Consider the following 26,306-nt stretch of genomic DNA (forward strand, 5'->3'; position numbering starts at 1 on the left):
AAAACAAAACCATAGCATCCTCTGAACAATGAATCGTTAATCATCCAGTTTGAATTTAGCCGCTACCTGACGCGACCAAGTCTGTAAGCGCACAGGCGTTCTTACCTCATACATGGCGTCATTAAAGTTCATCGATCTAAATTGAGGACCCTGACCGATACTGAGGTTGCAGAGATAGCCACATGTCCTGCCTAACCGTAATATATTAAGTGCTCTGTTTATGCTTCACTTATTAAATAAAAAAAGGGTATTTCAATTTACCACTACAGGGATCACTTTGTTAATGACACAATCTGCTTACTCAATCATGAATAATATTGACCTGCATCAATAAAACAGATCTTGTTACAGAATATTGTAGCCATACCTTACTTACACGCACTATCCCAGAAATACCCTAAATATATTATCAGGAAAATCGAGGTGAACAATTAAAGTGAGTTTCCTGATATTCAAGCATTAAAAATGATCAGATAGCTTGCAATATTATTGGTAGCTTAAAGTAAAGTTTGCGATCGCTGTGAAATCACCTGCTACGACTTTCACAGGCGTTGCACCTTCTTCTCCAGCCTGACTTGTCAGACCTTTCAGGTGTGCGGCGAAATTCAGATCGTTGTTGCCATCATGGATAGACATGCTGTCTGACGCTGTACCCAAAGGAATGACTTTGTTGCCATGGTTAGTGATTGCGATTGCTGCACCTTGTGCTGTGCCTTCAATAGCCAGCAAACCTTTCTCAGAAGCTTCCGCACCAGTAAAGGTGGTTATCACACCTGATTTAGTCCCAAGAGTACAACCTTCTAATTCAATTTTGAAAGATTTAGAGGCTGAACGGCCACCATCTTTCAGAGCATTACTGGAAACGGCACCCATATCAACTTCAACATTGGTGTTTTTGATTGAGCAAGGCGCATCAATGATAGACCCTCTGAATTTAACTGTACCGTTACCTTCAGTGGGTGCTGCACTTGCAGCGCCAGCAGTCAAAGCTACACCAAAACCTAAAACCATCGCCAATTTGTTAAGTTTCATAATTTAACTTATTCCTTTAATAAAAAAGTAGATATTTATAGCCAAAGGGAAGCCGAAGCACAGAAATTAATTTCTGATACTTAGACTAATGATTATTTAGTTTTTTGACTAAAATCATAACCTGTCAAAATAAACCAAACCGGCAATATCATTCTACATAATAAACCCTAAGTCAAATTTCAGATGATAAAACCGCCTATGCTCCTTAACATCATATGAAATATGAATTTTTGCAAAAACTTGCGGATTATGAGTAGTATATTTTACTAATAATTTTTTAATTTTGGGGTATTCCCCTGAGTTATATCGAGCAATGTTTAGTAATTTAGCATCTTAATTGGTGTTGTTTTATTGCTCTGTTTTATCCTCCTGAAAGACAGGCGCATTTTATTATCCCGTTATAACCATAACAATTGGTTTTTATTGTCATGATTATCTTCAATGTCAATATAAAATAAGGATATTTATCTAAACAACATAATTACCAAGCTAATTGTTAATTGAAAATATCACTTAAAAAAATCGTTCAAATATTATTAAGTTTATTATTTTTCATTCATTTTCCAGTCAAATTGAGAGAAAAGAAAATACCGATTAAATAAATAACTAAAAACTGTTCTTAATAATAGATATCAATTGGCCTGTAATTTATAAAAAAAACCCTTTCCAATAATGGAAAGGGTCTGTAATTTTTTAATGAAAGACTAAAACTATTTACGCTTTTTTAATTATCACCCATCAGGATGGATTCAAGCGCAATCTCGATCATGTCATTAAATGTATTTTGGCGCTCTTCAGCCGTGGTTTGCTCACCAGTACGGATATGGTCAGACACAGTACAAATCGCTAGCGCTTTTGCGCCAAATTCAGCAGCGACACCGTAGATCCCCGCTGCTTCCATTTCAACACCCAGAATGCCGTATTTTTCCATTACGTCGAACATTTGAGGATCTGGCGTATAAAACAGATCGGCAGAGAAGATATTACCGACACGCACGTTGACATCCTTTGCCTTTGCCGCATCAACTGCATGACGAACCAGATCAAAGTCAGCAATAGCAGCGAAGTCGTGATCTTTAAAACGCAGGCGGTTTACTTTGGAATCGGTACATGCCCCCATGCCAATCACTACATCACGGATTTTAACGTCTTTGCTAACCGCACCGCAGGAACCGATACGGATGATTTTTTTAACACCAAATTCAGTGATCAGCTCTTTGGCATAGATAGAACAGGATGGGATACCCATTCCATGCCCCATAACAGAGATGCGGCGGCCTTTGTAAGTACCAGTGAAACCCAGCATACCGCGAACATTGTTAACCTGACGAGCATCTTCCAGAAAAGTTTCCGCAATGTATTTTGCACGCAGTGGGTCACCAGGCATCAAAACAACATCAGCAAAATCGCCCATCTCAGCATTAATATGTGGGGTGGCCATAAATTTATTTCCTTGTTTTTATTACGTATCAAAATAGATGAAAATGGGGAGATCCAGAGATCTCCGTCCAAAATTAAAACATCGCTTTACCATAATCCATGGGGGTCAGATCGAAGTATTTTGCGACTGTCTGCCCCATGTCGGCGAACGTTTCACGATGGCCTAATGAACCTGGTTTGACTTGAGGTCCGTAAACCAAAACCGGAACATGTTCACGGGTGTGATCTGTTCCCGCCCAAGTTGGGTCACAGCCATGGTCAGCCGTCAGGATCAGAATGTCATCTTCTTTAACCAATTTCAGCATTTCTGGTAAACGACGGTCAAACAATTCCAGGGCTGCCGCGTAACCAGCGACATCACGGCGGTGACCGTAGGAAGAATCAAAATCAACAAAGTTGGTAAATACGATGGTGTTATCGCCCGCCTGCTCCATTTCAATCAGCGAAGCATCAAACAGGGCATCAATGCCTGTCGCTTTGACCTTTTTGGTGATCCCGACATTCGCGTAAATATCTGCAATTTTGCCAATGGAAACCACTTCACCCTGCTTTTCATCCAGTAGTTTTTTCAGGACAGTGGGGGCGGGCGGCTCAACGGCCAAGTCATGACGGTTGCCGGTACGCTGGAAATTCCCGGCTTTATCACCCACAAATGGACGGGCAATCACGCGACCAATGTTATAGTCACCAATATTCAACTCTTCACGCGCAATTTCACACAGCTCATACAAGCGATCCAAACCAAATGTCTCTTCATGGCAAGCAATCTGGAAAACAGAATCCGCAGAGGTATAGAAAATCGGTTGACCGGTTTTCATATGCTCTTCGCCTAATTTGTCCAGAATAACCGTACCGGAAGAGTGACAGTTCCCCAGATAACCCGGCAGATCCGCGCGTTCGACCAGTTTATCCAGCAATGCCTGTGGGAAGCTGTTTTCTTCGTCACGGAAATACCCCCAGTCAAACAGAACCGGAACGCCTGCAATTTCCCAGTGTCCTGACGGCGTGTCTTTACCAGAAGAAAGCTCACTCGCGTAACCATAAGCGCCAATAATTTCGGCCTCTTTATCCAGGCCAATCGGGAACGTTCCGCAAGACTCTTCTGCTGCCTTGCCCAATCCCAGACGACTCAGGTTTGGCAAATGTAGTGGTCCCTTACGGCCAATATCAGCCTCACCACGGGCACAGTGTTCTGCTATATGACCCAAAGTGTTAGATCCCTTATCACCAAACTTTTCAGCATCAGCAGTTGCACCGATACCAAAGGAATCCAATACCATGATGAATGTACGTTTCATAATTTTCTCCTGCGTCAATTCACGCTATCAATGCGGAAACTGCCAGCTATTAAAATCAATTTCAATGCTTGTATGATTTATCCACGGATATAACGATAAACCATCGGTGTGGTGGCTTGTGTCCCGCTTTCCTTAAAAACTGTTTCCTTATCCTTCAAAACAAGCGCCTTACGTACTGCTTCTGCGGCGTCATGCCAGGTATGCTCACTATTGGCATGAATCATTGCCAAAGGAGTATCCGCATTCACGTTTGTGCCTAGCGCAACGATATCACTTAGCCCCACACTGTAATTAATGGGATCTGTCGCTTTACGACGTCCTCCGCCCAATGCAACCACTGACATTCCTAAGACACGGGTATCCATTTCTGCAACAATGCAATTTTTTCCCGCTAACATCTGTTCAGCTAACACCTCGCCAGCCAATACTGGCTTGACAAATTCCGCTGTCGGGAGGTAGCGGGAGTAATTTTCAACAAAATCAGTCGGCCCTTTCTGCGCTGCCACCATGCGACCAAATGTTTCCGCCGCCCTGCCACTGTCCAGTGCAGCTTGTAATTTATGGTATGCATCGTCACGATCAATAGCCAAATTACCTGACACCAGCATTTCAGCAGATAATGCCATGGTAACGTCAAACAACCGAGGGTTACGGTATTCTCCGGTCAGGAATTGGACAGCTTCACGCACTTCCAACGCATTACCCGCGCTGGATGCCAAAACTTGATTCATATCCGTCAAGAGTGCCGTAGTCTTACATCCCGCCCCATTGGCGACTTCAACGATAGCTTCGGCCAGCCGTTCCGATTGTTCGTAGGTCGGCATAAATGCCCCAGAACCCACTTTCACATCCATGACTAAAGCATCCAGCCCTTCGGCTAATTTCTTACCCAAGATAGAGGCGGTAATCAAAGGGATAGAATCAACGGTCGCCGTAATATCACGCGTCGCATAAAAGCGTTTATCCGCCGGTGCCAGCGAATTTGTCTGTCCGATAATGGCAATACCGACATTGCGAATAATCTCGCGGAAACGGTACTCATCAGGGAAAATATCAAAACCGGGAATGGATTCTAATTTATCCAGCGTTCCTCCGGTATGCCCCAAGCCACGTCCCGATATCATCGGTACATATCCCCCGCAAGCCGCTACCATTGGACCCAGCATCAGGGAAGTGACATCGCCCACACCGCCCGTCGAGTGTTTATCGACAATCGGGCCGGGTAAATTCAATTTCTTCCAGTCTAAAACCGTACCAGAATCACGCACCGCTAAAGTCAGTGCGACACGTTCTTCCATCGTCATGTCATGGAAATAGATAGTCATTGCCAGTGCAGCAATCTGCCCTTCGGAAACCGTATTATCACGGACACCGTTAATAAAGAAGCGGATCTCTTCTTCATTCAGTGGATGACCATCACGTTTTTTGCGGATAATTTCCTGTGCCAGAAACAAAGCTACCTCCCAATCATTATCACCTGAAAAGAATGGCAGTTATGCACACTATCTTAGCGTGTGTGCAGTGAGTGATTATTGATCTCAATAACCCCTACTTTGCTTTTGACTCTGGTGTCCAAGCGTTGTCAACAAACTGCCCAACAAACTGGACGCACCAAAACGGAAATGACGGGAATCAACCCATTGATTTCCCATAATACGTTCTGCCAACGCCAAATATTGTGCCGCTTCTTCGCTGGTACGCACACCGCCCGCCGGTTTAAAACCAACGCGATCACCTACGCGCATATCACGGATCACACTCAGCATAATTTCGGCACTTTCCAGCGTCGCATTAACGGGAACCTTACCCGTTGAAGTTTTAATGAAATCCGCTCCCGCCTTAATGGAAATTTCAGATGCCTTGCGAATCAAAGCCGCTTCTTTTAACTCCCCCGTTTCAATGATGACTTTTAGCCAGACGCCGGATTCAGTACAGGCCGTTTTACAGGCTGTTACCAAATCAAAACCAATCTGCTCATTACCGGCCATCAGTGCACGATAAGGAAAAACAACATCCACTTCATCAGCACCATAAGCTATGGCAGCACGCGTTTCAGCCAGTGCAATGTCGATATCATCATTGCCATGTGGGAAATTAGTCACCGTGGCAATGCGGATATCAGGGGTTCCCTGTTCGCGTAATACGTTACGCGCCACGGGAATAAAACGTGGATAGATGCAGATAGCTGCCGTCTTTCCGGCAGGGCTGTTTGCCTGACGACAAAGTGCGGCCACTTTCTCATCTGTATCATCATCATTAAGTGTAGTTAAATCCATCAAACTCAGCGCCAGTTGAGCGGCGGCAGTTAAATCGGTCATAAAACTCTCCAACGGTATGATTATCGTCACTGAATCAGACAACAGACTTAAAACAAATACAGGTGAGAAATCTCACCTGCATTCAATTTGATATATACCAATCTAACTTCAAGATGCGTGTTATATTTCCCCGCTGCGCGGGGAAATATAAGGCCTCGCGTCGTCTTGCGGATTGCTACTTGAAGTTTATCGAGTATAGACTTCCTGTGTCTTACAACGAAAAGAAGAATCCGGCAATGGTTGCACTCATCAAGTTAGAAAGTGAACCCGCCAAGACGGCTTTAAAACCGAAACGGGCAATATCACCGCGACGATTTGGAGCCATACCACCTAAGCCGCCCAGAAGGATCGCAACAGAAGACAGGTTGGCGAAACCACACAGCGCAAAAGAGATAATGGCTTTAGTATGGCCAGAAAGTACTTGCAGCCCCGCAGCCTGGACAGCATCATCGGCTTGCAGGTATTCACTAAAGTTCATGAATGCCACGAATTCGTTAACAACTAATTTCTGCCCGATGAAAGAACCCGCAATTGTTGCCTCATTCCACGGAATACCGATCAGGTAGGCAATGGGTGCAAAAACCCAACCCAAAACCAATTCCATCGATAATTGAGGATAATCAAACCAGCCGCCGATACCGCCTAAGATACCGTTCAGCAAAGCAATCAATGCGGTGAATGCCAACAGCATGGCACCAACATTCAGGGCTAACTGCATACCAGATGCTGCACCCGATGCCGCAGCATCAATAATATTCGCAGGACGATCTTCCGCTGCAACCAACGACATCGCATCAGCCATATCGTGCGTTTTTTCTGTTTCCGGCACCAGCAATTTTGCAAACAGTAAACCACCTGGCGCAGCCATAAATGAAGCCGCAATCAGGTATTCCAATGGAACACCCATAGATGCATAGCCCGCCAATACAGAGCCGGCAACAGAAGCCAGGCCACCACACATCACTGCGAACAACTCAGACTGGGTCATGGTCGCAATGTACGGACGGACAACCAAAGGCGCTTCGGTTTGACCGACGAAAATATTCGCCGTTGCAGACAAAGACTCAGTCCGTGAGGTTCCCAATATTTTCTGCAATCCACCACCCAATATTTTGATGACGAACTGCATAATGCCCATGTAATACAACACCGCAATGAGTGATGAGAAGAAAACAATCACTGGCAGGACACGCAGGGCAAAGACAAAACCGCCGCCGCCGAATAATTCAAACATTTTGTCGGACACCAGACCGCCAAAAATAAAATCTGTTCCTTTTTGTCCGTATCCAATTACATTGGAAACGCCTTTTGACATTCCCCCCAGAATGTCTTTGCCGGCGGGTACATAAAGTACAAATGCCCCAATGGCAACCTGCATCAGAAAGGCGCCCAAGACGGTGCGGATTTTAATGGCTCGATAATTACTGGAGAAGAGTACTGCGATAAAAACCAGCACTGCCATCCCGATCAGGCTCATAAGGAGTTGCATTGGAAGGATCCCTGTTCACTGAATAAATAATAAGAAAATATGTCAGTTATCCTATAAATTCCTACTGACATTGTGTGTGAGCCGATTATACCTAGGACTAAAAAGGAACAAGCAACTAACATCACAAATTAATACCGTAAAAAGTAATATAAAAATACAAAATGAGACATACATCACATAAAACCACCTAGTTTCGGTGGGGTTAGATGATTTAATGGAGAAAAAGGTAAAAGGCAGGATAAATAGGCAAAGAATATAAGTTAAACATTATTAATATGTTATAAGTCAACTCAATGCAAATAGGATAGTGCTATTTTGGTAAAGCTGATTGGCAATTTCATCTGACGGCTCCTGACGCAATTCACACAATACAGAAAAAACCTGTGCAACCCTTTCTGGTCGGTTTGGCAGCCCCTGAAACCCCGATAACGGCATATCAGGCGCATCCGTTTCCAGAACCAAAGATGACAAAGGCAATTGTGAAATAGTGTTCCGGGTCTTTTTGCGCTCTATCGTAGGTAATTGTTCCCCCGACACCAATGTAAAACCCCAGACGAATAAAGGCCTGGGCTTGAGATAAACTCCCCGCAAAACCATGAATAACCCCTGTTCGCGGTAATTTGTGCTTCCTCAAGATTGCTGCCAATTGGTCATGGCTTTTTCTGGAATGGAGTATCACCGGCAGATCGTGTTGTTTCGCTAGTTTTAGCTGTACTTCTAACATGCTTTTCTGCTTTTCAAACTGCGGATCCGGCATATAAAGGTCAAGACCGATTTCACCTACCGCTACGCATTTGGCCTCTTTTTCCTGTAGTTTTTGCGCCAACTCATCCAAATGAACCGCTTGGTGTTCAGCAATATAGAGTGGATGTAAACCAAATGCGGCATAAATCGGAGAATAAGCCTCAGCCAGCGCAGAAACTCTCTGGAAGTTTGTTTGACCTATTGTCGGAACGATAATTTTTTCCACGCCCATTTGTCTGGCTTGTTGCAGGCTCACTATTTCATCACCAGCAAAAGGAGGGAAATCAAAATGGCAATGTGTATCAATCAGCATCTAATCCAACTTATCCATCATGAGAGTTCCTACCGTTTGCACATGCTCCACCATCCCAGACGCCGGGGATTCCACTGACGGGCAATGATTGTCGCCGTTCAGGAAATGGTTTCGCCGAAAACAGTTGTGATCAGAACTTAATCCTGTACGGCATACCCCATAACTTTTACGTTCTGTATGCCCAAATTTGCCTTCAACAAAAGTATGTCCAATCGTTGCCAGAAAATATCGTCCACAACGCCGCCCCACATGATAATCCTGATTTAACGCACTGAGCCGACTGCCTAGAGCCATTGTTGCCAAGGGTGCTGGTGGATAAATTTCGAAGATTTGCACATTATCCGGTGGATTTTCGATAAATTTCTGGGTTCGACGGTAACTTTGTGCATGGAGGTTGAGCATCTTGACCATTTTTTGCAAACTACTCACTTCTAACCAACGCTCCATACGTTTGAACCACTGAGGCGTATAGTAAAGCTGTGAAGGCACTGTGCGAATCACTACAATAGTATCCGCGCCTCGGCGATAAGCCTCCTGCACTGGGATCGCATCACAAATCCCCCCATCTTGGTAAACCACATCATCAAGCGTAACGCCGTTACGATAAAATCCCGGAATGGCGCTGGAGGCCTTGACAATATCCATCCAATTTTTGTCATCTGGATGCAGGTAACTCGGCTCAAAATTATCCGAGCGGCAAGCACACATGTAAAATTCACGTCCAACATCAAACTGACGCATTGCGACAGGAATATCCAACGGCAACTGCTCAGATATGGTATCAATATACCAATCTAAATCGATCAAATGCCCACCACGCACAAAGCGTAATGGATTAAAAAAAGCGGGGTTAGTTGTATAACGGTTGATTATCTTGCGTGCATACCCCCTCTGACCACAAATATAGGCAGAAAGGTTTTGCGCTCCCGCCGATGTCCCAAGGAACAGTTCGAACGGATTAAAACCAAGACGGAGAAATTCATCCAAGACACCGGCGGTAAAAATACCTCGCTGACCACCCCCTTCACAAACGAGAGCAATTTTCCCGGGTTTAATCTGGGACTGATAAGCTAAAGGTTCGATATTACCTAATGTTATTGAAATATGTTTCCCCACTCTTCTCTCCCTCTGAAAGCCGCCGAATACCTATCAGTATATCGTTGCTCAAAAAACTTGCTTGTAACATTTTTATAAAAAGTGAAGAAATAAAGCACCAATAGTTAAATTGATATGAGAATAGCCAGTGACCAGAATGCCGCCAGCGAATGAGTAATTTCGTCACTTAACAAGATATTATTTGAGGAAAAGAAACAGAAAGAGTGGCTATTATCAGCCACTCTATTCTCAATATCTGTTATTTTTTCAGATTAAGATTGTTTTTTAATCTCTATCGTGCTTTTTACTGATTTGACACCTTTTATTCCATGAACAATCTTAACTATCTTCGCCGCTTGATGTTTGTTTTTGACAAAACCGGAAAGATGGACAACGCCTTTTTCCGTTTTCACCGAAATGTCATGACTATTTATCCCCTTATGTTCCAGCAATTTTTCCTTCACTTTTGCTGTAATGGCACTGTCATCTAAATAAGTATTTGCTTTTTGCAGGGAGTTATCAATTTGGTTCCCTGCACTGTCTAGCGATTTATCGATTTTTTGCCCTGTACTCTCCAATGTTTTTCCCACAGAAAGATCCGCTGCCAGAGCACTACCACTGGCCAATACCGAGCACAGAACAACAGCCAGTAGTGAATGGGTAAACTTAATATGTTTCATCCTACCCCCTTTTTGAATTTCAGCCTGAACCGCCACCAAAACAGTATGCAGTATGTCAATTAGGCAATAGTGATAAAATCAGATTTACAAAAAATAACGTATATTTTCATTAACGGAGAGAGTTATTCTTTTATTGGCACAAAAAACAGAATATACAGATGGCATAAATAATATGGGCCAACAGAATAGCTGGCCCGGAAAGGGGATTAATGTTCCCGTGTCTTGCGGAAGGAAACATCAGGATAGCGTTCACTGGTCAAGTTTAAATTGACCATGGTTGGGGCAATGTAAGTTAAATTATCACCACCATCAAGAGCCAGATTCTGCTCACTTTTACGCTTGAATTCTTCCAATTTCTTCACATCGCTGCATTCTACCCAGCGAGCAGTGGAAACGTTAACCGGTTCATACAGTGCTTCAACGTTATATTCGCTCTTCAAGCGGGCAACAACCACGTCAAACTGAAGCACACCTACCGCTCCAACAATGAGATCGTTATTGGACAACGGACGGAATACCTGTACAGCACCTTCTTCTGATAATTGCACCAGACCTTTCAGCAACTGTTTCTGCTTCAACGGATCACGCAGACGAATACGGCGGAACAATTCAGGGGCAAAGTTAGGGATGCCGGTAAACTTCAACTCTTCACCTTGAGTGAAGGTATCGCCAATCTGAATAGTGCCATGATTGTGCAGACCGATAATGTCCCCCGGATAAGCGTGCTCAACATGAGAACGATCCCCTGCCATAAAGGTCAGCGCATCAGAAATAACAACGTCTTTCTTAATGCGAACCTGGCGTAGTTTCATGCCTTTTTCATATTTACCAGAAACAACGCGCAAAAAGGCCACACGGTCACGGTGTTTCGGGTCCATATTCGCCTGAATTTTGAAAACAAAACCGGTGAATTTCTCTTCACCCGCTGCCACTTCACGCGCATCAGCCTGACGCGGCATTGGGTTTGGCGCCCATTTAACCAGGCCATCCAGCATATGATCAACACCAAAGTTACCCAATGCAGTACCGAAGAAAACCGGTGTTAATTCTCCCTGTAAAAAGGCTTCCTGATCAAATTCATGGGATGCACCTTTGACGAGTTCCAGCTCTTCACGTAATTGATTCGCCAGTTCTTCACCCACAGCTGAATCCAGTTCAGGGTTGTTCAATCCCTTGATAGCACGAACTTCCTGAATGGTATGCCCCTGACCGGATTGGTACAGATAAGTTTCATCAAGGTAGAGGTGATAGACGCCTTTAAAGGATTTACCACAGCCGATTGGCCATGTAATCGGGCTACAGGCAATCTTCAGCTCATTTTCCACTTCATCCATAAGCTCCATTGGATCACGAATATCACGGTCGAGCTTGTTCATGAATGTCAGGATCGGCGTATCGCGCAGACGGGTCACTTCCATCAATTTACGGGTACGATCCTCAACCCCTTTCGCGGAGTCAATGACCATCAAACAGCAGTCAACGGCAGTCAAAGTGCGGTAAGTATCTTCCGAGAAGTCTTCATGTCCTGGGGTATCCAGTAAGTTAACCAAACAGTCAGCATAGGGAAACTGCATTACGGAAGTAGTAATAGAGATACCACGCTGTTTTTCCATCTCCATCCAGTCTGATTTAGCGTGTTGGTTGGAGCCTCGGCCTTTTACCGTCCCCGCTTTCTGGATCGCCTGTCCGAACAGTAATACTTTTTCGGTAATAGTTGTTTTACCCGCATCCGGGTGAGAAATTATTGCAAAGGTTCTTCGCTTGGCGACTTCACTGGCGAAAATTGGGTTTTGCATAGAAATTTTTCCAATTATGTACAATGTTATGTACAGAAAATAAATTTGCAAAAATTTTACACTGCTAGAGCACCTTTGCAAATTACAACTTATCATGCCCCCCAAAATCTGTAGCGGTCAATAAACTCCAGACACTTTTCTAGCCATTAGTTTGCGTTGAAATGAAGACGGGCCAATAAACGTAAGTGACCAGCACCTCTGCGTTTGAATTTTGCACAATTCTATAAACAACAATTTTATACAATATTTAACATCCAGGCAGGAATATCGTTAATGTAAATTACTGATGAGTTCGAGCAAGGATTTTGGGAAAGCAAAGCGGGTTATTGCAAAGAGGGAAAAATCAAGGCTAAACGGTACCGCATTGTTGATTTGCAAGAGCATCGCTTTATTAATGGCTCTGGAGAAGTCACTGATTTTTAGGAGATGAAAGCTTATGACTCAATTATTTGCAATGGCAATTTTTGCCCTTGTAACTTCTATATCGCCAGGACCTGTAAACATAATAGCAACAGTTACCGGAGCCAATTGCGGATATATTCGAACTATCCCACATATAACCGGTGCTACAGTTGGTTTTGTATCGATTCTATTTTTACTCGGCTTTGGATTAGTTCAAGTTATCAATAAGGTGCCATATCTAACCGAAATACTTACCTATATAGGAGGCAGTTTCTTGTTATACTTGGCGTATAAAGTTGCTATGCAAGACCCAATGATCGGTGATGATAGTGAGTTAGAGACCCGTGCTCCATCCCTTATACAAGGAATGATGTGCCAATGGCTCAACCCGAAAGCATGGATTGTGTCTTTAGCTGGCATATCCGTTTTTAGTGGTTACGATGCAGAGATTAACGCCCTACTACTTTTTTGTGTGATTTTCTTTATTATCTGTTATGCATCAATTTCAGCATGGGCTGTTTGGGGAATAACGATTAGAACCGTTTTGGACACACCTAAATTAACCGAACGGTTCTGCCGACAACTGGAGCCGGAAGATGTGACGATGTACAAAGATTGTTCACTGCTGGCACTGCCAGCATCGCCTGAAAAATAATCGATTTTTTCCTCTTTTTCCATAACTGATTATCCATTGGGTCTTTGTGCATGTCAGATCCAGAATTTTCATAAAAACTTTTCACCTTCCAACTTCTTACTCACCAAACAACGGCAACGCCATAATAATGGCATCTTCCTTACCTGCCGCAGTCGGGTAATAATTCTTGCGGATGGAAACTTCATTAAAGCCCATATCTTCGTATAAACGAATGGCGGCTTGGTTAGAGCGGCGGACTTCAAGCCACAAGGTATTGATCTGTTTTTCAGGCAATATGTTGATAAGATACGCCAGCAATGCCCTGCCATAGCCCCGTGATTGATATTCAGGATGAATAGCGATATTAAATAGTGTTGCTTCATCCATGACATACTGTGTTATCGCAAAACCGATAATCTGGTCATTCTGCGTTATCTTATAGTTGAGATAACGTTCTCCCTGATTTGAGTAAAAGGTTTTTTCACTCCACGGAAACGCATGGCTGACCTGTTCTATTTGAAATGCTGCGAGAAGATCAACGGGAGTTAATAGAGAAATATTCTTCATAATGGTAAATTTGTTGCCAAAGAGCACGTTTTGCATTCCCATCAAGAGATAAGTCATTTAATGCTGGGCTTCTCAAAGAAATCCCTTGTACTGGTAAGGTAATATCAACCCCCAACAGCCAGCTTGGGCAGTGGATTGATTCCGAAAGTAGCTCAACATCTTTGGTCATGATGCAATATACCGATGAGGCATCGATCCCCATGGCTGTGAAAATATCAGCAAACAATGAATGACTTAAGTCAATGTGATCATGACTGATGATCAATAGACGGGTTGAATCAGGGATGAGGACAGATAATTCACCTTGCAAAGCCATTGGGCTACGCAAAACCCATTGGGTGATCCCCAACCGGGAGAGTAATCTGTCACGCTTTGTCATCGTGTTTTATTCCATCTGCCATAAAAATAACAGGTAATATATTATCAGAGGGTTTAACTCTGCGCCAATCGGCCTGTCAGTACCGCCCACTGATATTCAGATAAAGTTTATAAGGAGCTATACATAGATGTCAGTATTAACCCCGGCCAGCGAAGTTATCCTGCGCCATCATGAGCAATTTCGCTCCCATCATCTGCTTTTTGCCGGTGATCTTCAGGATAACCTGGCAACGGAAATCGAAGCGGCAAGTGTGCGTGTGCATACTAACCAATATCACCACTGGCAATCCCTGATCCGCCAGCTTGGTGATAATGCCTGGTTTGGCCTTGTAGCAGACAGCGAATTTATCAGAGAATGTGATACGTTGATTTATTACTGGCCAAAAAGCAAACAGGAAGCGCGTTTTCAACTCCGCAATCTGTTTTCCATCCTGTCCCCCGATACTGATATCTTTATTGTAGGGGAGAACCGTAGTGGTGTGCGCAGTGTTGATAAGCTAATGGAAAGCATCACTACTTTCCAAAAAATCGATACAGCACGCCGTTGCAGCCTGTTTTACGGCCAATTGAAAAACCAGGTGCAATTCGACCAAAATAATTGGTGGAACAGCTATCAAGTGGAAGATGTCGCCGTCAATACGCTGCCCGGCGTATTTAGCCAGGATGATTTGGATATCGGCAGTCGTCTGCTGCTTTCTACTTTCGATGCCCCTATTTCTGGCAGTCTGTTGGATATGGCTTGTGGTGCTGGGGTATTGGCAGCCGTGTTGGGTAAAAAGAACCCGGATTTGTCCCTGACACTGAGCGATGTCAATGCCGCTGCCATCATATCCAGTAAGGCGACACTGCAAGCTAATAAACTGAAAGGCAGTGTGATCACAAGTAATGTGTATTCTGCCATTGAAGAAAAATTCGACTGGATTATTTCTAATCCCCCCTTCCATGATGGCCTGAAAACCAACCTGACGGCAGCTGAAGATATGATCCGTATGGCACCCAATTATCTGAAATCCGGCGGTAAATTGCGGATCGTTGCAAACGCTTTCTTGCCTTATCCTAATCTGCTGGATAATGTCTTTGGCAGCCATGAAGTTATTGCGCAAACAGGTAAATTCAAAGTATATCAAGCAACTAAGAAATAATTTGGGTAGCAAACGCAATCCTGTATTGCCTGCCTCAATTTAACGGGCAGGCAATTTCTATTGTCCGGCATCTCATTTCTGCCCTTGCCAACCATATCAACATGCTGATTTTTACACCAATCACACGTTTTCTCCCTAAATAATGATTGACGCCAGCTATAAAATCTCTAGAATGCGCCTCCATGCTATTCGCTTAAGTGATAGTCGTTTAAGTGATAGTGTCTGAATATGCGAGGGTGGCGGAATTGGTAGACGCGCTAGCTTCAGGTGTTAGTGTTCTTACGGACGTGGGGGTTCAAGTCCCCCCCTTCGCACCAAATCAGATAACTATCGATTAAACAAACCAGATAAATGGCAGTACCTGCGAGGGTGGCGGAATTGGTAGACGCGCTAGCTTCAGGTGTTAGTGTCCTTACGGACGTGGGGGTTCAAGTCCCCCCCCTTCGCACCACTGTTACATTTTTCTTCTCTTCTCATTGATTCCTTAATTCTTCCTGGTTTTTTAATTCAGGACATATAAATTTTCAATCAATTCTGTACGGTCAATATTCCAGACATCAGAGATTTCCTGACGAGATAACTGACGGATCTTCCTCATTTGTCACCATGTTATTTTAGGTTCATTGCATCACGTATGGTAAAGAACAGATCAGTCTGATCAGTCAAACCTACCACATTGGCAGCATGTGGGCCATAAGCCGCGACCCGTAGCTGTGTACCGGTGTGTTCCTGCTTATCCCCTTCCGAATTACCATAATTTACCGTTATGACGGCGCCATCTTTCGTAATCAGCGATCGCGTCAAGCCAGGTGATTTAACATCAGGCTCAATGATCTGGCTCGCATGCGCATGATCAGCCGTCACAATCACCAGCGTATCACCCTGTTCTTTGGCAAACTTAAGGCCAACTTGTATGGCTTTATCCAAAGCGACTGTTTCACCAATTTGGGCACAAGGGTTCGCGTTATGATCCTGTTTATCAATCGAAGCACTTTCAACTTGCAGGAAAAAACCATTTTTATTCTTTTTCAGTAAATCAATCGCTTTTTCCGTCAGTTGCTCTAATGTAGGTGCGTTAGGATCTAATTTCGCATTCACTGCGCATTTCACCGGCTTTTCATTGATATTACCGTGATAAACTGCTTTTGGCCCTTCCCAGGCGACATCCAAATTTCCATCATTGAATAAGCCTAACAAAGGTTTTTGTTGATTAGCACTTTTGACAGCCGCCAATGACTTCGCATCCGTGACCCATTGGTATCCCTGCTCCAATGCTTGTTGTTGCAATGTCTTTCCTTTATTAACGCCGGATAGCGATTGTTGAGTAAACGATTTTGCGCCACCGCCCAAGGTTACATCAGCACGTGCTGCCAGTAATTGTTCGCTAATAGAGCCTTTACCCCCATTTTCTAAAGCCTCTGTGCCACAATACTTCGAGGTTTCTTCTGGGGCGTAGCACTTACGATTCGTAATATGGGCGTATAACGCCGCGGGTGTTGCATCCTGAATTTCGGCTGTGGTGATATTTCCCGTTGCTTTGCCGTTCTTTTTGGCCAACGCTAAAAGAGATTGATGAGGATTGCCAAAAACATCGATCCCCAGCGCCCCATTATAGGTTTTTACGCCGGTTGCCCAAGCCGTGGCAGAGGCCGCTGAATCTGTCACATAGTTGGGTTTCTGCGTCTTTTTATCCAACGAATAGTGTGTATATTGCCCAGTGAACGGCAAGGCATCTATTCCTTTAAAGAATCCACCAGCACCTTCTGCATAATCACGGGCAAGGGTAATTTCAGAGTCCCCCATGCCATCACCAATAAACAGGATCACATTTTTGGCTCTGTTGTTGCTCAATGCCGCCTTAAGCGCCTCAGTTTGATCTTGGGTGAGACGGCGGGCACCACCAAACTGGGTAATATTGCCTTGTACCGCACGCTGTTGCGCCAAAATGTGATTTGCCTCGCCGACAGCCCATACAGGCACTGTCATTCCTGATATCAACACAGCAATCATCACAACAAACAGGCTTTTCTCATCATTACGCGACATAGGATTTTCCTTGCAATTAAATGAATAGGATAAAAAACATCATGTTGATTCGCTCGGATAATAGATATGTCATATGACAGTTAACTGAAGATATTGCAGCATTTTTGTGATAATTTAATTACATTTTGATGACGGCGTTTTTTTCAGCAAGGCAAAAAAGAAAATATGAGCACTTCGATAACCAATGGCCTGTCAGCGCTCACGAGAATCATTCACTATTCCATTATTAATACTGGCACACTCATCAATAACGCATCATGACTGATTTCAGCTCCGTATAATGCTCAATGAACGCACTGCCAAACTCACGACCCACCCCTGAAGATTTAATCCCACCAAATGGAACCGCAGGATCCAGAAACGTATGCATATTAATCCATAGCATGCCCGCTTTAATGCAGGGGAGCATACGCATCGCCTTGCTCATATCATTCGTCCAGAGGCTGGCAGACAACCCGAATGGCGTCGCATTCATCATGGTAATCAGTTCTTCTTCATTCTCATAACTGAGGAAAGTGCCGATCGGCCCGAACGTCTCTTCGTTCATTAATGTGTCTTCAACACTCTTGGCTTTAATCACTGTTGGTGCGACAAAAAATCCCGCCCCCTCCAAAGCATAGCCGCCGTAGACGATTTCATTGCCCTCCTGACGTGCTGTTTCAAACATAGACAGAATTTTTTTCGTAATGTTCCTTGTTTGCCAAAGGTCCCATTTCCGTTGATTCATCAAGGGGAGAGCCAATTTTCATCGCCGATAAGCGTTCAGACAGTAATACCAAAACAGCATCTATATGAACGGATGGAATATAAAAACGTTCCGCAGCCGCACAAATCTGCCCTTGATACACATAGCCCGCTTCCAATATGCCATCAACGATCTTTTCAACTGTCATATCAGACAGAAAAGCCGCCGCATTTTTGCCGCCAAGCTCCAGTGTTGTGCGTTTCAGTCCCTGCTCCAGGGCCAATTTTCCCACGCTTATTCCTGTTGGAACAGAGCCTGTAAAAGTGACTTTGGCACATTGAGGATGATTAATGAGAGAAATACCCACGCGAGCACCTGAACCATTGACGATATTGATCACACCATCTGGAATTCCCGCTTCTTTTGCCAGTTCAACCACTCGTAGCATGGTTAAAGGAGTATATTCACTGGGTTTAAGGACAATCGTACAACCACACGCCAGTGCCGCCCCCAATTTCCAGATCGCAATCATGATGGAGAAATTCCACGGAATAATGCCAACTACGACGCCAACAGGCTCACGGCGCGTGAACGCGGAATATTTTTCTCCTTTAAGCGATGGCAATGAAACATTCAGTGTTTCCCCCGTGATTTTGGTCGACCATCCGGCAAAATAGCGTAAATAATCGGCTGATGCTCCCACATCCAACATACGGGATAATTGAATCGGTTTGCCGGAGCATAAACTTTCCAGTTGTGCTAACTCCTCACTATTTTTTTTGTAATAGATCAGCCAGCCGATTCAGGCAATTCCCCCGTTCCATAGGGGAAGTCTGTGCCCATACACCGTGAAACGCCTCTGATGCCGCCTGCATTGCCTGATTAACTTCGTGCTCGCCTCCTTGATTGACCGTCGCTATCACTTCACCATCAGCCGGGTTAACAACAGAGAAAGCGTCATTTTCCTGACCAAGAACAGAGGCTCCATTAATATAGTGACCATGAGAGCGCTGCAAAAAGGTTGTAACGGACTCCAGCAACTTAACTTCACTCATCACTTTTTCCCCGTTTAGTCAGGCAATTGCCCGTTTATACAAGCCATATAATGTTTGACGAAACGTTCGCTGGTGATTTCCCACAATACTTCACTCCCTTTTACCGCAAACCACGAATCGCCTTTATGATATTCAACCATCCCCCCTGTTTTGACATCAGTCAGCTTCACTGAACCTTCATGCACTGTTGCCATTTCATCAAAGGGATAGATCATTTTAAATTTACCCTTGGTACAGGCAAAAATACCACAAGTCAGATTATCTGATGGTTCCCCGTGGATCATGGCTACACTTGCCTGCGGATCACCTTCCACCACAACAGAACCAAGATTGGTGACACTGCCAATGGGCATTAATTCAGGCAGCGCTTTATCTAATAATAATGGCTTTATCATAACTTTTACCTTTAACTGTGACCGTTCCAAAAATGGAAAAAGAAAAACTAACGGCGCCCTTTCCAGTAACCTGAAGCCTGGTGCCAGGTTTTACCGACAGAGAGCAATACATTTCTCAGTTTATCTTTCCCGATAATATCGGGGTGGGGAATCGAACTCAGTAGCGAATAACGCTCCGAGCCTTCGCTCATTCCCTCAGCCAGAATTTTGCAGATAATGTGGCTTGGCGTTACCCCAAATCCCGAATAGCCTTGAACATAGAACACATTTTTATGATTAGGCAGAGAACCCATTTGCGGAAACAGATTAGCGCTGCAACATAATGGCCCGCCCCATGCCAGCTCTATCTCCACATCTTTCAAATAAGGGAAGGTCTTGAGCATGAAATTGCGATTCCATGCTTTTAAATCGGAAGGGATATATTCAAGAAAGTGTGTCGCGCTGCCATATAACAGGCGATTTTCTTTGGTAACACGGTAGTAATCAATGACCGGACTAATATCACTGTATGCCCCACGAATTGGGCTGATCCTTTCAATCAAATCGTCCGACAATTCTTCTGTCATCAATTGAAAAGCATAAGTATTGATTGTTTTTCTATAAATAGTCGGTTCGAGTCCATCCAAAAAGGCATTACATGCCCACAGCATCTTATTGGCACGAACCGATCCTGTTACTGTACGTACTGTGACCCTGGGACCATACTCTACGCTCACAACCTGACTGTTTTCGAAAATTTTGACACCATGCTCGGTGACAGCTTTGGCTTCTCCCAGCAACAAATTGAGTGAGTGCACATGCCCACCCCCCATATGTTTTAGTGCACTGGTATAACGGTCTGAGCCAATGACTTTTTTAACATCTGCCCCCGTATAAAGCTCAATTTCTTTCTCAGGGGAAGCCGAACGAAATTCCTGTAACCAACTATGCAGGGTTTTATCATGTCGAGAATTCCAGCCAAGATAGGCATAACCTTGACAGAAATCAGCCTGAATATCATATTTGGCAATTCGATCACGAATAATTTCAGCCCCCAAGCTACTGATTTTAAATATAGTTTCCAGGCCTTTTTTACCCACATGGCGTTTGATCTTATCCATATCATGACCAATACCCGTCATCACTTGTCCACCATTACGGCCTGTACCGCCATATCCCAACGTCCGGCCTTCCAAAATAGCAATATTGGTGATGCCTTTTTCTGCCAGCTCTAATGCGGTATTGATACCGGAAAAACCGCCGCCAATGATAACGACATCAACATCCAGATCTTCTGTCAGCATTGGAAAACGAAGATCATATTTTTTCGTCACCGTATAATATGTTAATGAATCAAGTTTATTATTCATGTTATACCCCATGAGCATCTGTTTATCCCCTGATGGTGTAACCTTGCTACTCCTTTTATCAGGGGTGCTTATTACATTTTTTGAACATTAGTTGTTCAGGTGTATTAACAAAACAATAAATAACAAAATATTAATAAATTAATAAAAATAAACATCCATGTATTTCATGTCTGGTATATATATGAATCATATGTACCTGAAATGCTCAAACCCTTTGTTGTTTTCATGTTAATTAAATCACAATTATTAAAGCTATTGTTAACATATTGCATCTTTTTCGTTTTCATTTTGTGATGAAGTTGGAAGGAATTTTTTCTGTTAGTAAATTATTCTGAACGTAAATATTTACATATGTACTTAATAGGTTTCGAGTTGCAGCCGACAAAACAGCAACTTGAGAAATGAAGGTCATAACCACTGTAAAGGAATAAATATGCTACCCAAGAAAATGATCCTTGACTGCGATCCCGGGCATGATGATGCCATTGCTCTCCTGCTTGCCCACGGCAACCCCAATATTGAATTGTTGGCTGTCACGACAGTTGTTGGTAATCAAACCCTGAATAAAGTCACCCGCAATGCGCTTTGCGTTGCACGCATCGCTAATATTCATAACATTCCTTTCGCAGCAGGTTGCCACCGTCCACTGGTTCGGGAGATCAATACCGCGCCAGACATTCATGGTGAAACGGGTCTGGATGGCCCTATTCTTCCTGAACCTAATATGAAACTGGATGCGCGCCACGCAGTTGATCTCATTATTGATGTGATTATGGAAAACCCACCCAAGAGTGTCACTTTGGTGCCCACTGCGGGTTTGACGAATATCGCTATGGCTGTACGCAAAGCACCACAAATTGTTGAGCGTGTAAAAGAAGTGGTATTAATGGGAGGGGGCTATCATAAAGGAAACAGAAGCGCAGTTGCAGAATTCAATATCGTGATCGATCCAGAAGCCGCACACATTGTTTTTAATGAAAAATGGCCGCTGACGATGGTCGGTTTAGATCTCACTCATCAAGCGCAAGCAACACCTGAAATTATCGAGGCAATCGCCCGGATTAAGACACGTTCCGCTCAATTCGTTTTGGATGCACTGAAATTTTATGGTGACAGATACCGTGAGCATCAGGGATTTGGCTATCCTCCTGTGCATGATCCCTGTGCTGTAGCCTATGTGATCGATCCTGATGTTATGACGACCCAAAAAGTCCCCGTTAATATCGAACTGATGGGAAACTTAACCACAGGAATGACAGTTGCCGATTTCCGTTTTCCACCACCTGAAGATTGCCATACACAAGTTGCTGTCAAATTAGATCACGCCAAATTCTGGCAATTAGTGATTGATGCCCTGAAAAATATTGGTGAAACAACTTACTGATATTATTAATTTATTCTTTGACTATTGAGATTATCTCTCTGCCTCAATAGTCACAAGAATTTCTATCAAACTAACCGGATACCCATCAACACAGCACTACATAAGATCAGGAATAGTGTGGCATATTGTAGTGCTCTGTCAGACAAATGCTTTATCAAATAACTGGCAAAAGGGATAGCCAGCAAAGAGCCAACAAACAATGCCAACGCCAGTTTCCAATCCGTATGCCCTCCATAGGCATAAGCAAAAGCAGATGAACCCGATAACATCATTGTGATAAAAAGAGAAACACCAACCGCTTGTTTAATCGGCATTTGCCCATAGCGTAACAACAGTGGCAATACCACTATGCCACCACCCACTCCTGTCGCCCCAAGCACCAATCCAGCTCCCGTACCAGGCAGCAAGAAAGGCTTAATCACCCCAGATTGTAATTGTGGTTGCGTTTGGTTCCTGTGTAACTGTGGCTGACGTATTCGGCGGTAAAAAAGATAAAGGGAAAACAAGATAGCCAACAAAACCAGTAAATTAATTTCCCATTCAAGTTGTACCCGATTATGGCTTAAATGACTCAGCATTGTGACGCCATAACTGGCCAATACCGTACCGGGTATCATGATCAGCAGAATAATCAAAGATTGGCGTAAGGGAATATTTCCCATGCGAAAGTGCATATAAGAAGATGATATTTTCATCAACATGGAAAAAAAATTAGCCGTAGCGACAGACGCTAATGCATCTAATCCAAAAAAATAGGTCAGGATCGGCAAAACTATCACCCCACCACCAACACCGGTAGTACTGATAATCAAACCTACAATCGCCCCAATCGCAAGTTCAGGGATCACTAACATCATTTTGTTCCCAGCGGATATCTAATCAAAGAGCATTTTCTTACCAAATTTCAGCAAGCCTTACTTCCTAATATGACAAAAATAAATACCATATTCAAAAATAGAGTATATCTCTCAGTTTGGTACTCAGGCCAAACGACAAGGAAACATGATTTTTTCAAGTCGCAGCTTTATTGGCTGCAACTTTGCCATTTAAAGTAAAGAAGATGGAAATAGAGGAGATGAGTTGGTGAAATTTATATTTCTAACGATCTGTATTTTATCTTGATCATTGGTTTTAACGGGGAGGGTGTATTGTTCCGAAATCGAACAATTCACTGAGTTCAATCTGTAATCCATTTGCTATCACATAAATAATTTCCAAGGTAGGATTTCTGACACCACGCTCAATGCCACTGACATAAGTGCGATCCAGTCCACACTTATCGGCAAAAGCCTCTTGTGACATTCCAGCTTCTCTCCTGAGATACCTAATTCTTTGACCAAAAAGGGATCTGATGTTGTTCGATTTTTTCATCCGATAAGTATCGATTCATGTTACTTATCCGACCACGGACTATGAGTCACGTTTCAGCTGAAGTTATGCTATGATGCGTGACTTATAGTCTACTGAATACTCACTTACTTTTTAATCAAAAAGATTATTGATAACTGGAGAGTTTAAGGATGGAAAAAAAAGACTGGCATTCTGCTGATATCATCGCCGAATTGAAAAAACGCGGGACAACACTGTCAGAAGTATCCCGAACAGCAGGGCTGGCGTCATCAACTCTTGCCAATGCATTGCAACGACACTGGCCAAAAGGTGAGCGTCTTATTGCCGCAGCGCTGGGACGCACGCCAGAAGAAATATGGCCTTCGCGTTATGAAAAGAAATAATCATGAGCCCAGCACTACGCTGGGTTTATTTATAAGTAATCAGCTCGCCAACTTTAAGCCAATAATGCCAATCACAATCAGGCCAAGGCTTAATATCCGCGTGAAATTTGCAGACTCTCCCAGCACCATGATGCCGAAAATCGCCGTACCTACCGCACCAATACCTGTCCACACGGCATAGGCAGTTCCTGCCGGTAGATTTTTCATGGCATAGGCGAGTAACCCCATGCTGACCACCATCGCGCTGATCGTCATTAAACTCGGCACCCAGCGTGAAAAACCGTGGGTATATTTTAGGCCTACCGCCCACACGACTTCCAACAAACCCGCAATAAGAAGGATCAACCAAGACATATCTTTCCCTTTATATGATGACAAGGGGCCGTCCCCGATGAGATGACGTTTATCCAGGTCGTCCAGGATAACGCTAAGAAATGAAACTGGATTATAGCTACCCGATCTGATAGCTGCAATGATAATAACCAAGGAGTTATAACAAAAAAAAACCGCAACCTCTGGACGAAGAGGCTGCGGTTTTTTTAGAATAGCAAACGCGATTATTTCACGCGAGAAACGTATTCGCCAGAACGGGTGTCAACTTTGATCACTTCGCCAATCTGTACAAACAGAGGGACTTTAACGACAGCGCCGGTGCTCAAGGTTGCAGGTTTACCGCCAGTACCCGCAGTATCACCTTTCAGACCTGGATCCGTATCAACGATTTCCAGTTCAACAAAGTTTGGTGGATTTACAGCGATAGGACGGCCATCCCACAGAGTCAGAATACATTCTGCCTGATCGATCAGCCATTTTGCATTGTCACCAACGGCTTTCTCATCCGCCGCCAGCTGCTCGAAAGTTTCGTTGTTCATGAAATGCCAAAATTCACCGTCGTTGTATAAATAAGTCAGGTTGACATCCATGACATCCGCACTTTCAGCAGAATCTGTTGATTTAAAAGTTTTTTCCAGCAGTTTACCTGAAATCAGTTTACGAATACGAACGCGGGCAAATGCCTGCCCTTTACCTGGTTTAACAAATTCACTGTCAAGAATAGCGCACGGCTCGCCATCTAACATGATTTTAAGACCTGAACGGAATTCATTGGTACTATAAGTAGCCATGGAGATCCTCTAATTTTTAACAAAATGGCTTAGCCAAAAAATGGCACACATTATAACCCATATTCACCCCGTCAGAGAAGTCTGGCTACAACAACTCGCGGATGTTATTACTGATCCCAATGAGTTGTTGCAACTATTATCCTTAAACACACATACGAAGCTGCAAGAAGGCAATGAAGCAAAACGCTTATTTCCTCTGCGTGTGCCAAGAGCATTTGTAACACGAATGAAAAAGGGCGATCCCCGTGATCCTCTTCTATTACAAGTCCTGACCTCACGGGAAGAATTTGCGATATCCCCTGGTTTCACTGCTGATCCGTTAGATGAACAACGCAGTGTTGTTCCAGGTTTATTGCATAAATATCACAATCGAGCCCTGCTACTGGTCAAAGGGGGCTGCGCAGTTAATTGTCGCTATTGTTTTCGTCGCCATTTCCCTTATGGGGATAATAAAGGCAATAAAAACAATTGGCTGCTTGCTCTGGATTATATTGAACAACACCCTGAACTCGACGAAATTATCTTCTCTGGTGGTGATCCATTAATGGCTAAGGATCATGAACTTGACTGGTTAATCAGCCGTCTTGAATCTGTTCCACACATTAAGCGGTTACGTATCCATACGCGTTTGCCAGTTGTGATCCCTGATCGAATCACGCTTTCACTGTGTAACCGTTTAGCACAAACTCGCTTGCAGGTGATCATGGTGACCCATATCAATCATGCAAATGAAATTGATGATGCGTTCCGCACAAGTATGATGCGGCTAAAACAAGCTGGAGTGACACTACTGAATCAAAGTGTGATGTTACGTGATGTCAATAATAATGCAGATACTTTGGCTGACTTAAGTCATGCACTCTTTGACGCAGGCATATTACCTTACTACATTCACGTTCTGGATAAAGTTCAGGGTGCCGCACATTTTCTCGTGGACGATGAAGAGGCAAAAGCTATTATGCGAGAATTATTGACTAAAGTATCCGGTTATCTGGTTCCGGGCCTGACCAGGGAAATTGGTGGCGAGCCAAGCAAAACCCCGCTGGATTTAGGGCTAGCACAAAACGAGAGATAGTTCCTATGCCAATCGATCACTGATCCGGTTAATTCCTTCATTATTAAGCTCTTCTAAATGGGCAGCGCACAGAAACTGAAATTCTTTCTGGGCATTGCCCAAACCACTTTCCCACTAACCCCATCTATTAAT

Annotated in this window: 23 protein-coding genes, 2 tRNA genes and 2 pseudogenes; 7 read left to right on the forward strand and 20 right to left on the reverse strand. The window is 43.7% G+C overall.

The window, feature by feature from the left end:
* Positions 1-486 precede the first annotated feature (486 nt).
* The 10 genes and pseudogenes from PXH59_RS18710 to prfC form a co-directional block, all read right to left on the reverse strand.
* A complete protein-coding gene (locus PXH59_RS18710; RefSeq protein ID WP_047766700.1) occupies positions 487-1,032 on the reverse strand; it encodes a fimbrial protein in 546 nt (181 codons plus the stop codon).
* 724 nt (positions 1,033-1,756) lie between these two features.
* Positions 1,757-2,473, reverse strand: coding sequence for a purine-nucleoside phosphorylase (gene deoD / locus PXH59_RS18715; protein WP_047766699.1), 717 nt, complete (start codon positions 2,471-2,473; stop codon positions 1,757-1,759).
* Between the two features lie 73 nt (positions 2,474-2,546).
* A complete protein-coding gene (deoB, locus tag PXH59_RS18720; RefSeq protein ID WP_047766698.1) occupies positions 2,547-3,770 on the reverse strand; it encodes a phosphopentomutase in 1,224 nt (407 codons plus the stop codon).
* Between the two features lie 77 nt (positions 3,771-3,847).
* Positions 3,848-5,224, reverse strand: coding sequence for a thymidine phosphorylase (deoA, locus tag PXH59_RS18725; protein ID WP_285809646.1), 1,377 nt, complete (start codon positions 5,222-5,224; stop codon positions 3,848-3,850).
* A gap of 84 nt (positions 5,225-5,308) precedes the next feature.
* Positions 5,309-6,088, reverse strand: coding sequence for a deoxyribose-phosphate aldolase (gene deoC / locus PXH59_RS18730; RefSeq protein WP_285809648.1), 780 nt, complete (start codon positions 6,086-6,088; stop codon positions 5,309-5,311).
* A gap of 211 nt (positions 6,089-6,299) precedes the next feature.
* Positions 6,300-7,565, reverse strand: coding sequence for a NupC/NupG family nucleoside CNT transporter (locus PXH59_RS18735; RefSeq protein ID WP_285811826.1), 1,266 nt, complete (start codon positions 7,563-7,565; stop codon positions 6,300-6,302).
* A gap of 297 nt (positions 7,566-7,862) precedes the next feature.
* Positions 7,863-8,634, reverse strand: a pseudogene (locus tag PXH59_RS18740) (TatD family hydrolase).
* A complete protein-coding gene (locus tag PXH59_RS18745) occupies positions 8,635-9,750 on the reverse strand; it encodes a patatin-like phospholipase family protein (protein ID WP_285809650.1) in 1,116 nt (371 codons plus the stop codon).
* Positions 9,751-10,001: 251 nt separating this feature from the next.
* Positions 10,002-10,409, reverse strand: coding sequence for a BON domain-containing protein (locus PXH59_RS18750; RefSeq protein ID WP_285809652.1), 408 nt, complete (start codon positions 10,407-10,409; stop codon positions 10,002-10,004).
* 206 nt (positions 10,410-10,615) lie between these two features.
* Positions 10,616-12,205 (reverse strand): peptide chain release factor 3, encoded by a 1,590-nt coding sequence (gene prfC, locus PXH59_RS18755; protein ID WP_285809653.1) that lies wholly within the window; start codon positions 12,203-12,205, stop codon positions 10,616-10,618.
* Between the two features lie 436 nt (positions 12,206-12,641).
* On the opposite strand from prfC, the gene PXH59_RS18760 reads away from it, so the two are divergent.
* Positions 12,642-13,262, forward strand: a complete 621-nt coding sequence (locus PXH59_RS18760) for a LysE family translocator (protein ID WP_285809654.1) — start codon at positions 12,642-12,644, stop codon at positions 13,260-13,262.
* Positions 13,263-13,358: 96 nt separating this feature from the next.
* Here the strand turns inward: PXH59_RS18760 and rimI are convergent, their stop codons facing one another.
* Positions 13,359-13,808, reverse strand: a complete 450-nt coding sequence (gene rimI, locus PXH59_RS18765; RefSeq protein WP_285809656.1) for a ribosomal protein S18-alanine N-acetyltransferase — start codon at positions 13,806-13,808, stop codon at positions 13,359-13,361.
* On the reverse strand, positions 13,777-14,187 hold the full coding sequence (locus PXH59_RS18770) for a DNA polymerase III subunit psi (protein ID WP_047766689.1): 411 nt from the start codon (positions 14,185-14,187) through the stop codon (positions 13,777-13,779). Before PXH59_RS18770 ends, rimI begins: the two co-directional genes overlap by 32 nt.
* A 127-nt stretch (positions 14,188-14,314) precedes the next feature.
* Between PXH59_RS18770 and rsmC the strand changes: the two genes are divergently transcribed.
* From rsmC to PXH59_RS18785, 3 genes are all read left to right on the forward strand, one after another.
* Positions 14,315-15,328 (forward strand): 16S rRNA (guanine(1207)-N(2))-methyltransferase RsmC, encoded by a 1,014-nt coding sequence (gene rsmC, locus PXH59_RS18775; protein WP_285809658.1) that lies wholly within the window; start codon positions 14,315-14,317, stop codon positions 15,326-15,328.
* 230 nt (positions 15,329-15,558) lie between these two features.
* Positions 15,559-15,645: transfer RNA gene (locus tag PXH59_RS18780), tRNA-Leu, on the forward strand.
* Between the two features lie 46 nt (positions 15,646-15,691).
* Positions 15,692-15,779 (forward strand) — tRNA-Leu (locus tag PXH59_RS18785).
* Positions 15,780-15,937: 158 nt separating this feature from the next.
* On the opposite strand, the gene phoA is transcribed toward PXH59_RS18785, so the two are convergent.
* The 4 genes and pseudogenes from phoA to PXH59_RS18805 form a co-directional block, all read right to left on the reverse strand.
* Entirely contained in the window at positions 15,938-17,338 is a 1,401-nt protein-coding gene (gene phoA, locus PXH59_RS18790) for an alkaline phosphatase (protein WP_369813294.1), read from the reverse strand.
* A gap of 280 nt (positions 17,339-17,618) precedes the next feature.
* Positions 17,619-19,114 (reverse strand): annotated as a pseudogene (locus PXH59_RS18795) (aldehyde dehydrogenase family protein).
* Positions 19,115-19,128: 14 nt separating this feature from the next.
* Positions 19,129-19,509: a cupin domain-containing protein gene (locus PXH59_RS18800; RefSeq protein ID WP_285809660.1), complete on the reverse strand. Its 381-nt coding sequence runs from the start codon at positions 19,507-19,509 to the stop codon at positions 19,129-19,131.
* Between the two features lie 47 nt (positions 19,510-19,556).
* Entirely contained in the window at positions 19,557-20,858 is a 1,302-nt protein-coding gene (locus tag PXH59_RS18805) for an NAD(P)/FAD-dependent oxidoreductase (protein ID WP_285809661.1), read from the reverse strand.
* A 433-nt stretch (positions 20,859-21,291) separates the two neighbouring features.
* Here PXH59_RS18805 and uriH point away from each other — a divergent pair, with 433 nt between their 5' ends.
* Positions 21,292-22,242 (forward strand): uridine-preferring nucleoside hydrolase UriH, encoded by a 951-nt coding sequence (uriH, locus tag PXH59_RS18810; RefSeq protein WP_285809663.1) that lies wholly within the window; start codon positions 21,292-21,294, stop codon positions 22,240-22,242.
* 65 nt (positions 22,243-22,307) lie between these two features.
* Here the strand turns inward: uriH and PXH59_RS18815 are convergent, their stop codons facing one another.
* Complete coding sequence (locus PXH59_RS18815) at positions 22,308-23,096, reverse strand: sulfite exporter TauE/SafE family protein (protein ID WP_285811827.1); 789 nt, start codon at positions 23,094-23,096, stop codon at positions 22,308-22,310.
* Between the two features lie 277 nt (positions 23,097-23,373).
* Positions 23,374-23,544, reverse strand: coding sequence for a helix-turn-helix domain-containing protein (locus PXH59_RS18820; RefSeq protein WP_047766683.1), 171 nt, complete (start codon positions 23,542-23,544; stop codon positions 23,374-23,376).
* Positions 23,545-23,762: 218 nt separating this feature from the next.
* Between PXH59_RS18820 and PXH59_RS18825 the strand changes: the two genes are divergently transcribed.
* A complete protein-coding gene (locus PXH59_RS18825) occupies positions 23,763-23,975 on the forward strand; it encodes a helix-turn-helix domain-containing protein (protein ID WP_047766682.1) in 213 nt (70 codons plus the stop codon).
* Between the two features lie 39 nt (positions 23,976-24,014).
* On the opposite strand, the gene sugE is transcribed toward PXH59_RS18825, so the two are convergent.
* Positions 24,015-24,329: a quaternary ammonium compound efflux SMR transporter SugE gene (gene sugE / locus PXH59_RS18830; RefSeq protein ID WP_047766681.1), complete on the reverse strand. Its 315-nt coding sequence runs from the start codon at positions 24,327-24,329 to the stop codon at positions 24,015-24,017.
* Between the two features lie 203 nt (positions 24,330-24,532).
* Positions 24,533-25,099, reverse strand: a complete 567-nt coding sequence (gene efp, locus PXH59_RS18835; RefSeq protein ID WP_047766680.1) for an elongation factor P — start codon at positions 25,097-25,099, stop codon at positions 24,533-24,535.
* A gap of 40 nt (positions 25,100-25,139) precedes the next feature.
* Here efp and epmB point away from each other — a divergent pair, with 40 nt between their 5' ends.
* The gene (gene epmB / locus PXH59_RS18840; protein WP_285809669.1) at positions 25,140-26,174 is read left to right on the forward strand and encodes an EF-P beta-lysylation protein EpmB; all 1,035 of its coding nucleotides are present in this window, start codon (positions 25,140-25,142) and stop codon (positions 26,172-26,174) included.
* The last annotated feature ends 132 nt before the right edge of the window (positions 26,175-26,306 follow it).

This window comes from Xenorhabdus bakwenae (assembly GCF_030272115.1).
Classification (GTDB): Bacteria; Pseudomonadota; Gammaproteobacteria; order Enterobacterales; family Enterobacteriaceae; genus Xenorhabdus; species Xenorhabdus bakwenae.

Bases quoted from the DNA above. Each gene is read 5' to 3' on its own strand.
- PXH59_RS18825 (WP_047766682.1), top strand. From the start codon at position 23,763: ATGGAAAAAAAAGACTGGCATTCTGCTGATATCATCGCCGAATTGAAA.
- deoD (WP_047766699.1), bottom strand. From the start codon at position 2,473: ATGGCCACCCCACATATTAATGCTGAGATGGGCGATTTTGCTGATGTT.
- epmB (WP_285809669.1), top strand. From the start codon at position 25,140: ATGGCACACATTATAACCCATATTCACCCCGTCAGAGAAGTCTGGCTA.
- PXH59_RS18735 (WP_285811826.1), bottom strand. From the start codon at position 7,565: ATGAGCCTGATCGGGATGGCAGTGCTGGTTTTTATCGCAGTACTCTTC.
- PXH59_RS18760 (WP_285809654.1), top strand. From the start codon at position 12,642: ATGACTCAATTATTTGCAATGGCAATTTTTGCCCTTGTAACTTCTATA.
- PXH59_RS18750 (WP_285809652.1), bottom strand. From the start codon at position 10,409: ATGAAACATATTAAGTTTACCCATTCACTACTGGCTGTTGTTCTGTGC.
- phoA (WP_369813294.1), bottom strand. From the start codon at position 17,338: ATGATTGCTGTGTTGATATCAGGAATGACAGTGCCTGTATGGGCTGTC.
- PXH59_RS18770 (WP_047766689.1), bottom strand. From the start codon at position 14,187: ATGACAAAGCGTGACAGATTACTCTCCCGGTTGGGGATCACCCAATGG.
- PXH59_RS18815 (WP_285811827.1), bottom strand. From the start codon at position 23,096: ATGTTAGTGATCCCTGAACTTGCGATTGGGGCGATTGTAGGTTTGATT.
- PXH59_RS18800 (WP_285809660.1), bottom strand. From the start codon at position 19,509: ATGATAAAGCCATTATTATTAGATAAAGCGCTGCCTGAATTAATGCCC.
- sugE (WP_047766681.1), bottom strand. From the start codon at position 24,329: ATGTCTTGGTTGATCCTTCTTATTGCGGGTTTGTTGGAAGTCGTGTGG.
- PXH59_RS18805 (WP_285809661.1), bottom strand. From the start codon at position 20,858: ATGAATAATAAACTTGATTCATTAACATATTATACGGTGACGAAAAAA.
- PXH59_RS18710 (WP_047766700.1), bottom strand. From the start codon at position 1,032: ATGAAACTTAACAAATTGGCGATGGTTTTAGGTTTTGGTGTAGCTTTG.
- PXH59_RS18820 (WP_047766683.1), bottom strand. From the start codon at position 23,544: ATGTCACAAGAGGCTTTTGCCGATAAGTGTGGACTGGATCGCACTTAT.
- deoC (WP_285809648.1), bottom strand. From the start codon at position 6,088: ATGACCGATTTAACTGCCGCCGCTCAACTGGCGCTGAGTTTGATGGAT.
- efp (WP_047766680.1), bottom strand. From the start codon at position 25,099: ATGGCTACTTATAGTACCAATGAATTCCGTTCAGGTCTTAAAATCATG.
- rimI (WP_285809656.1), bottom strand. From the start codon at position 13,808: ATGAAGAATATTTCTCTATTAACTCCCGTTGATCTTCTCGCAGCATTT.
- uriH (WP_285809663.1), top strand. From the start codon at position 21,292: ATGCTACCCAAGAAAATGATCCTTGACTGCGATCCCGGGCATGATGAT.
- prfC (WP_285809653.1), bottom strand. From the start codon at position 12,205: ATGCAAAACCCAATTTTCGCCAGTGAAGTCGCCAAGCGAAGAACCTTT.
- deoB (WP_047766698.1), bottom strand. From the start codon at position 3,770: ATGAAACGTACATTCATCATGGTATTGGATTCCTTTGGTATCGGTGCA.
- rsmC (WP_285809658.1), top strand. From the start codon at position 14,315: ATGTCAGTATTAACCCCGGCCAGCGAAGTTATCCTGCGCCATCATGAG.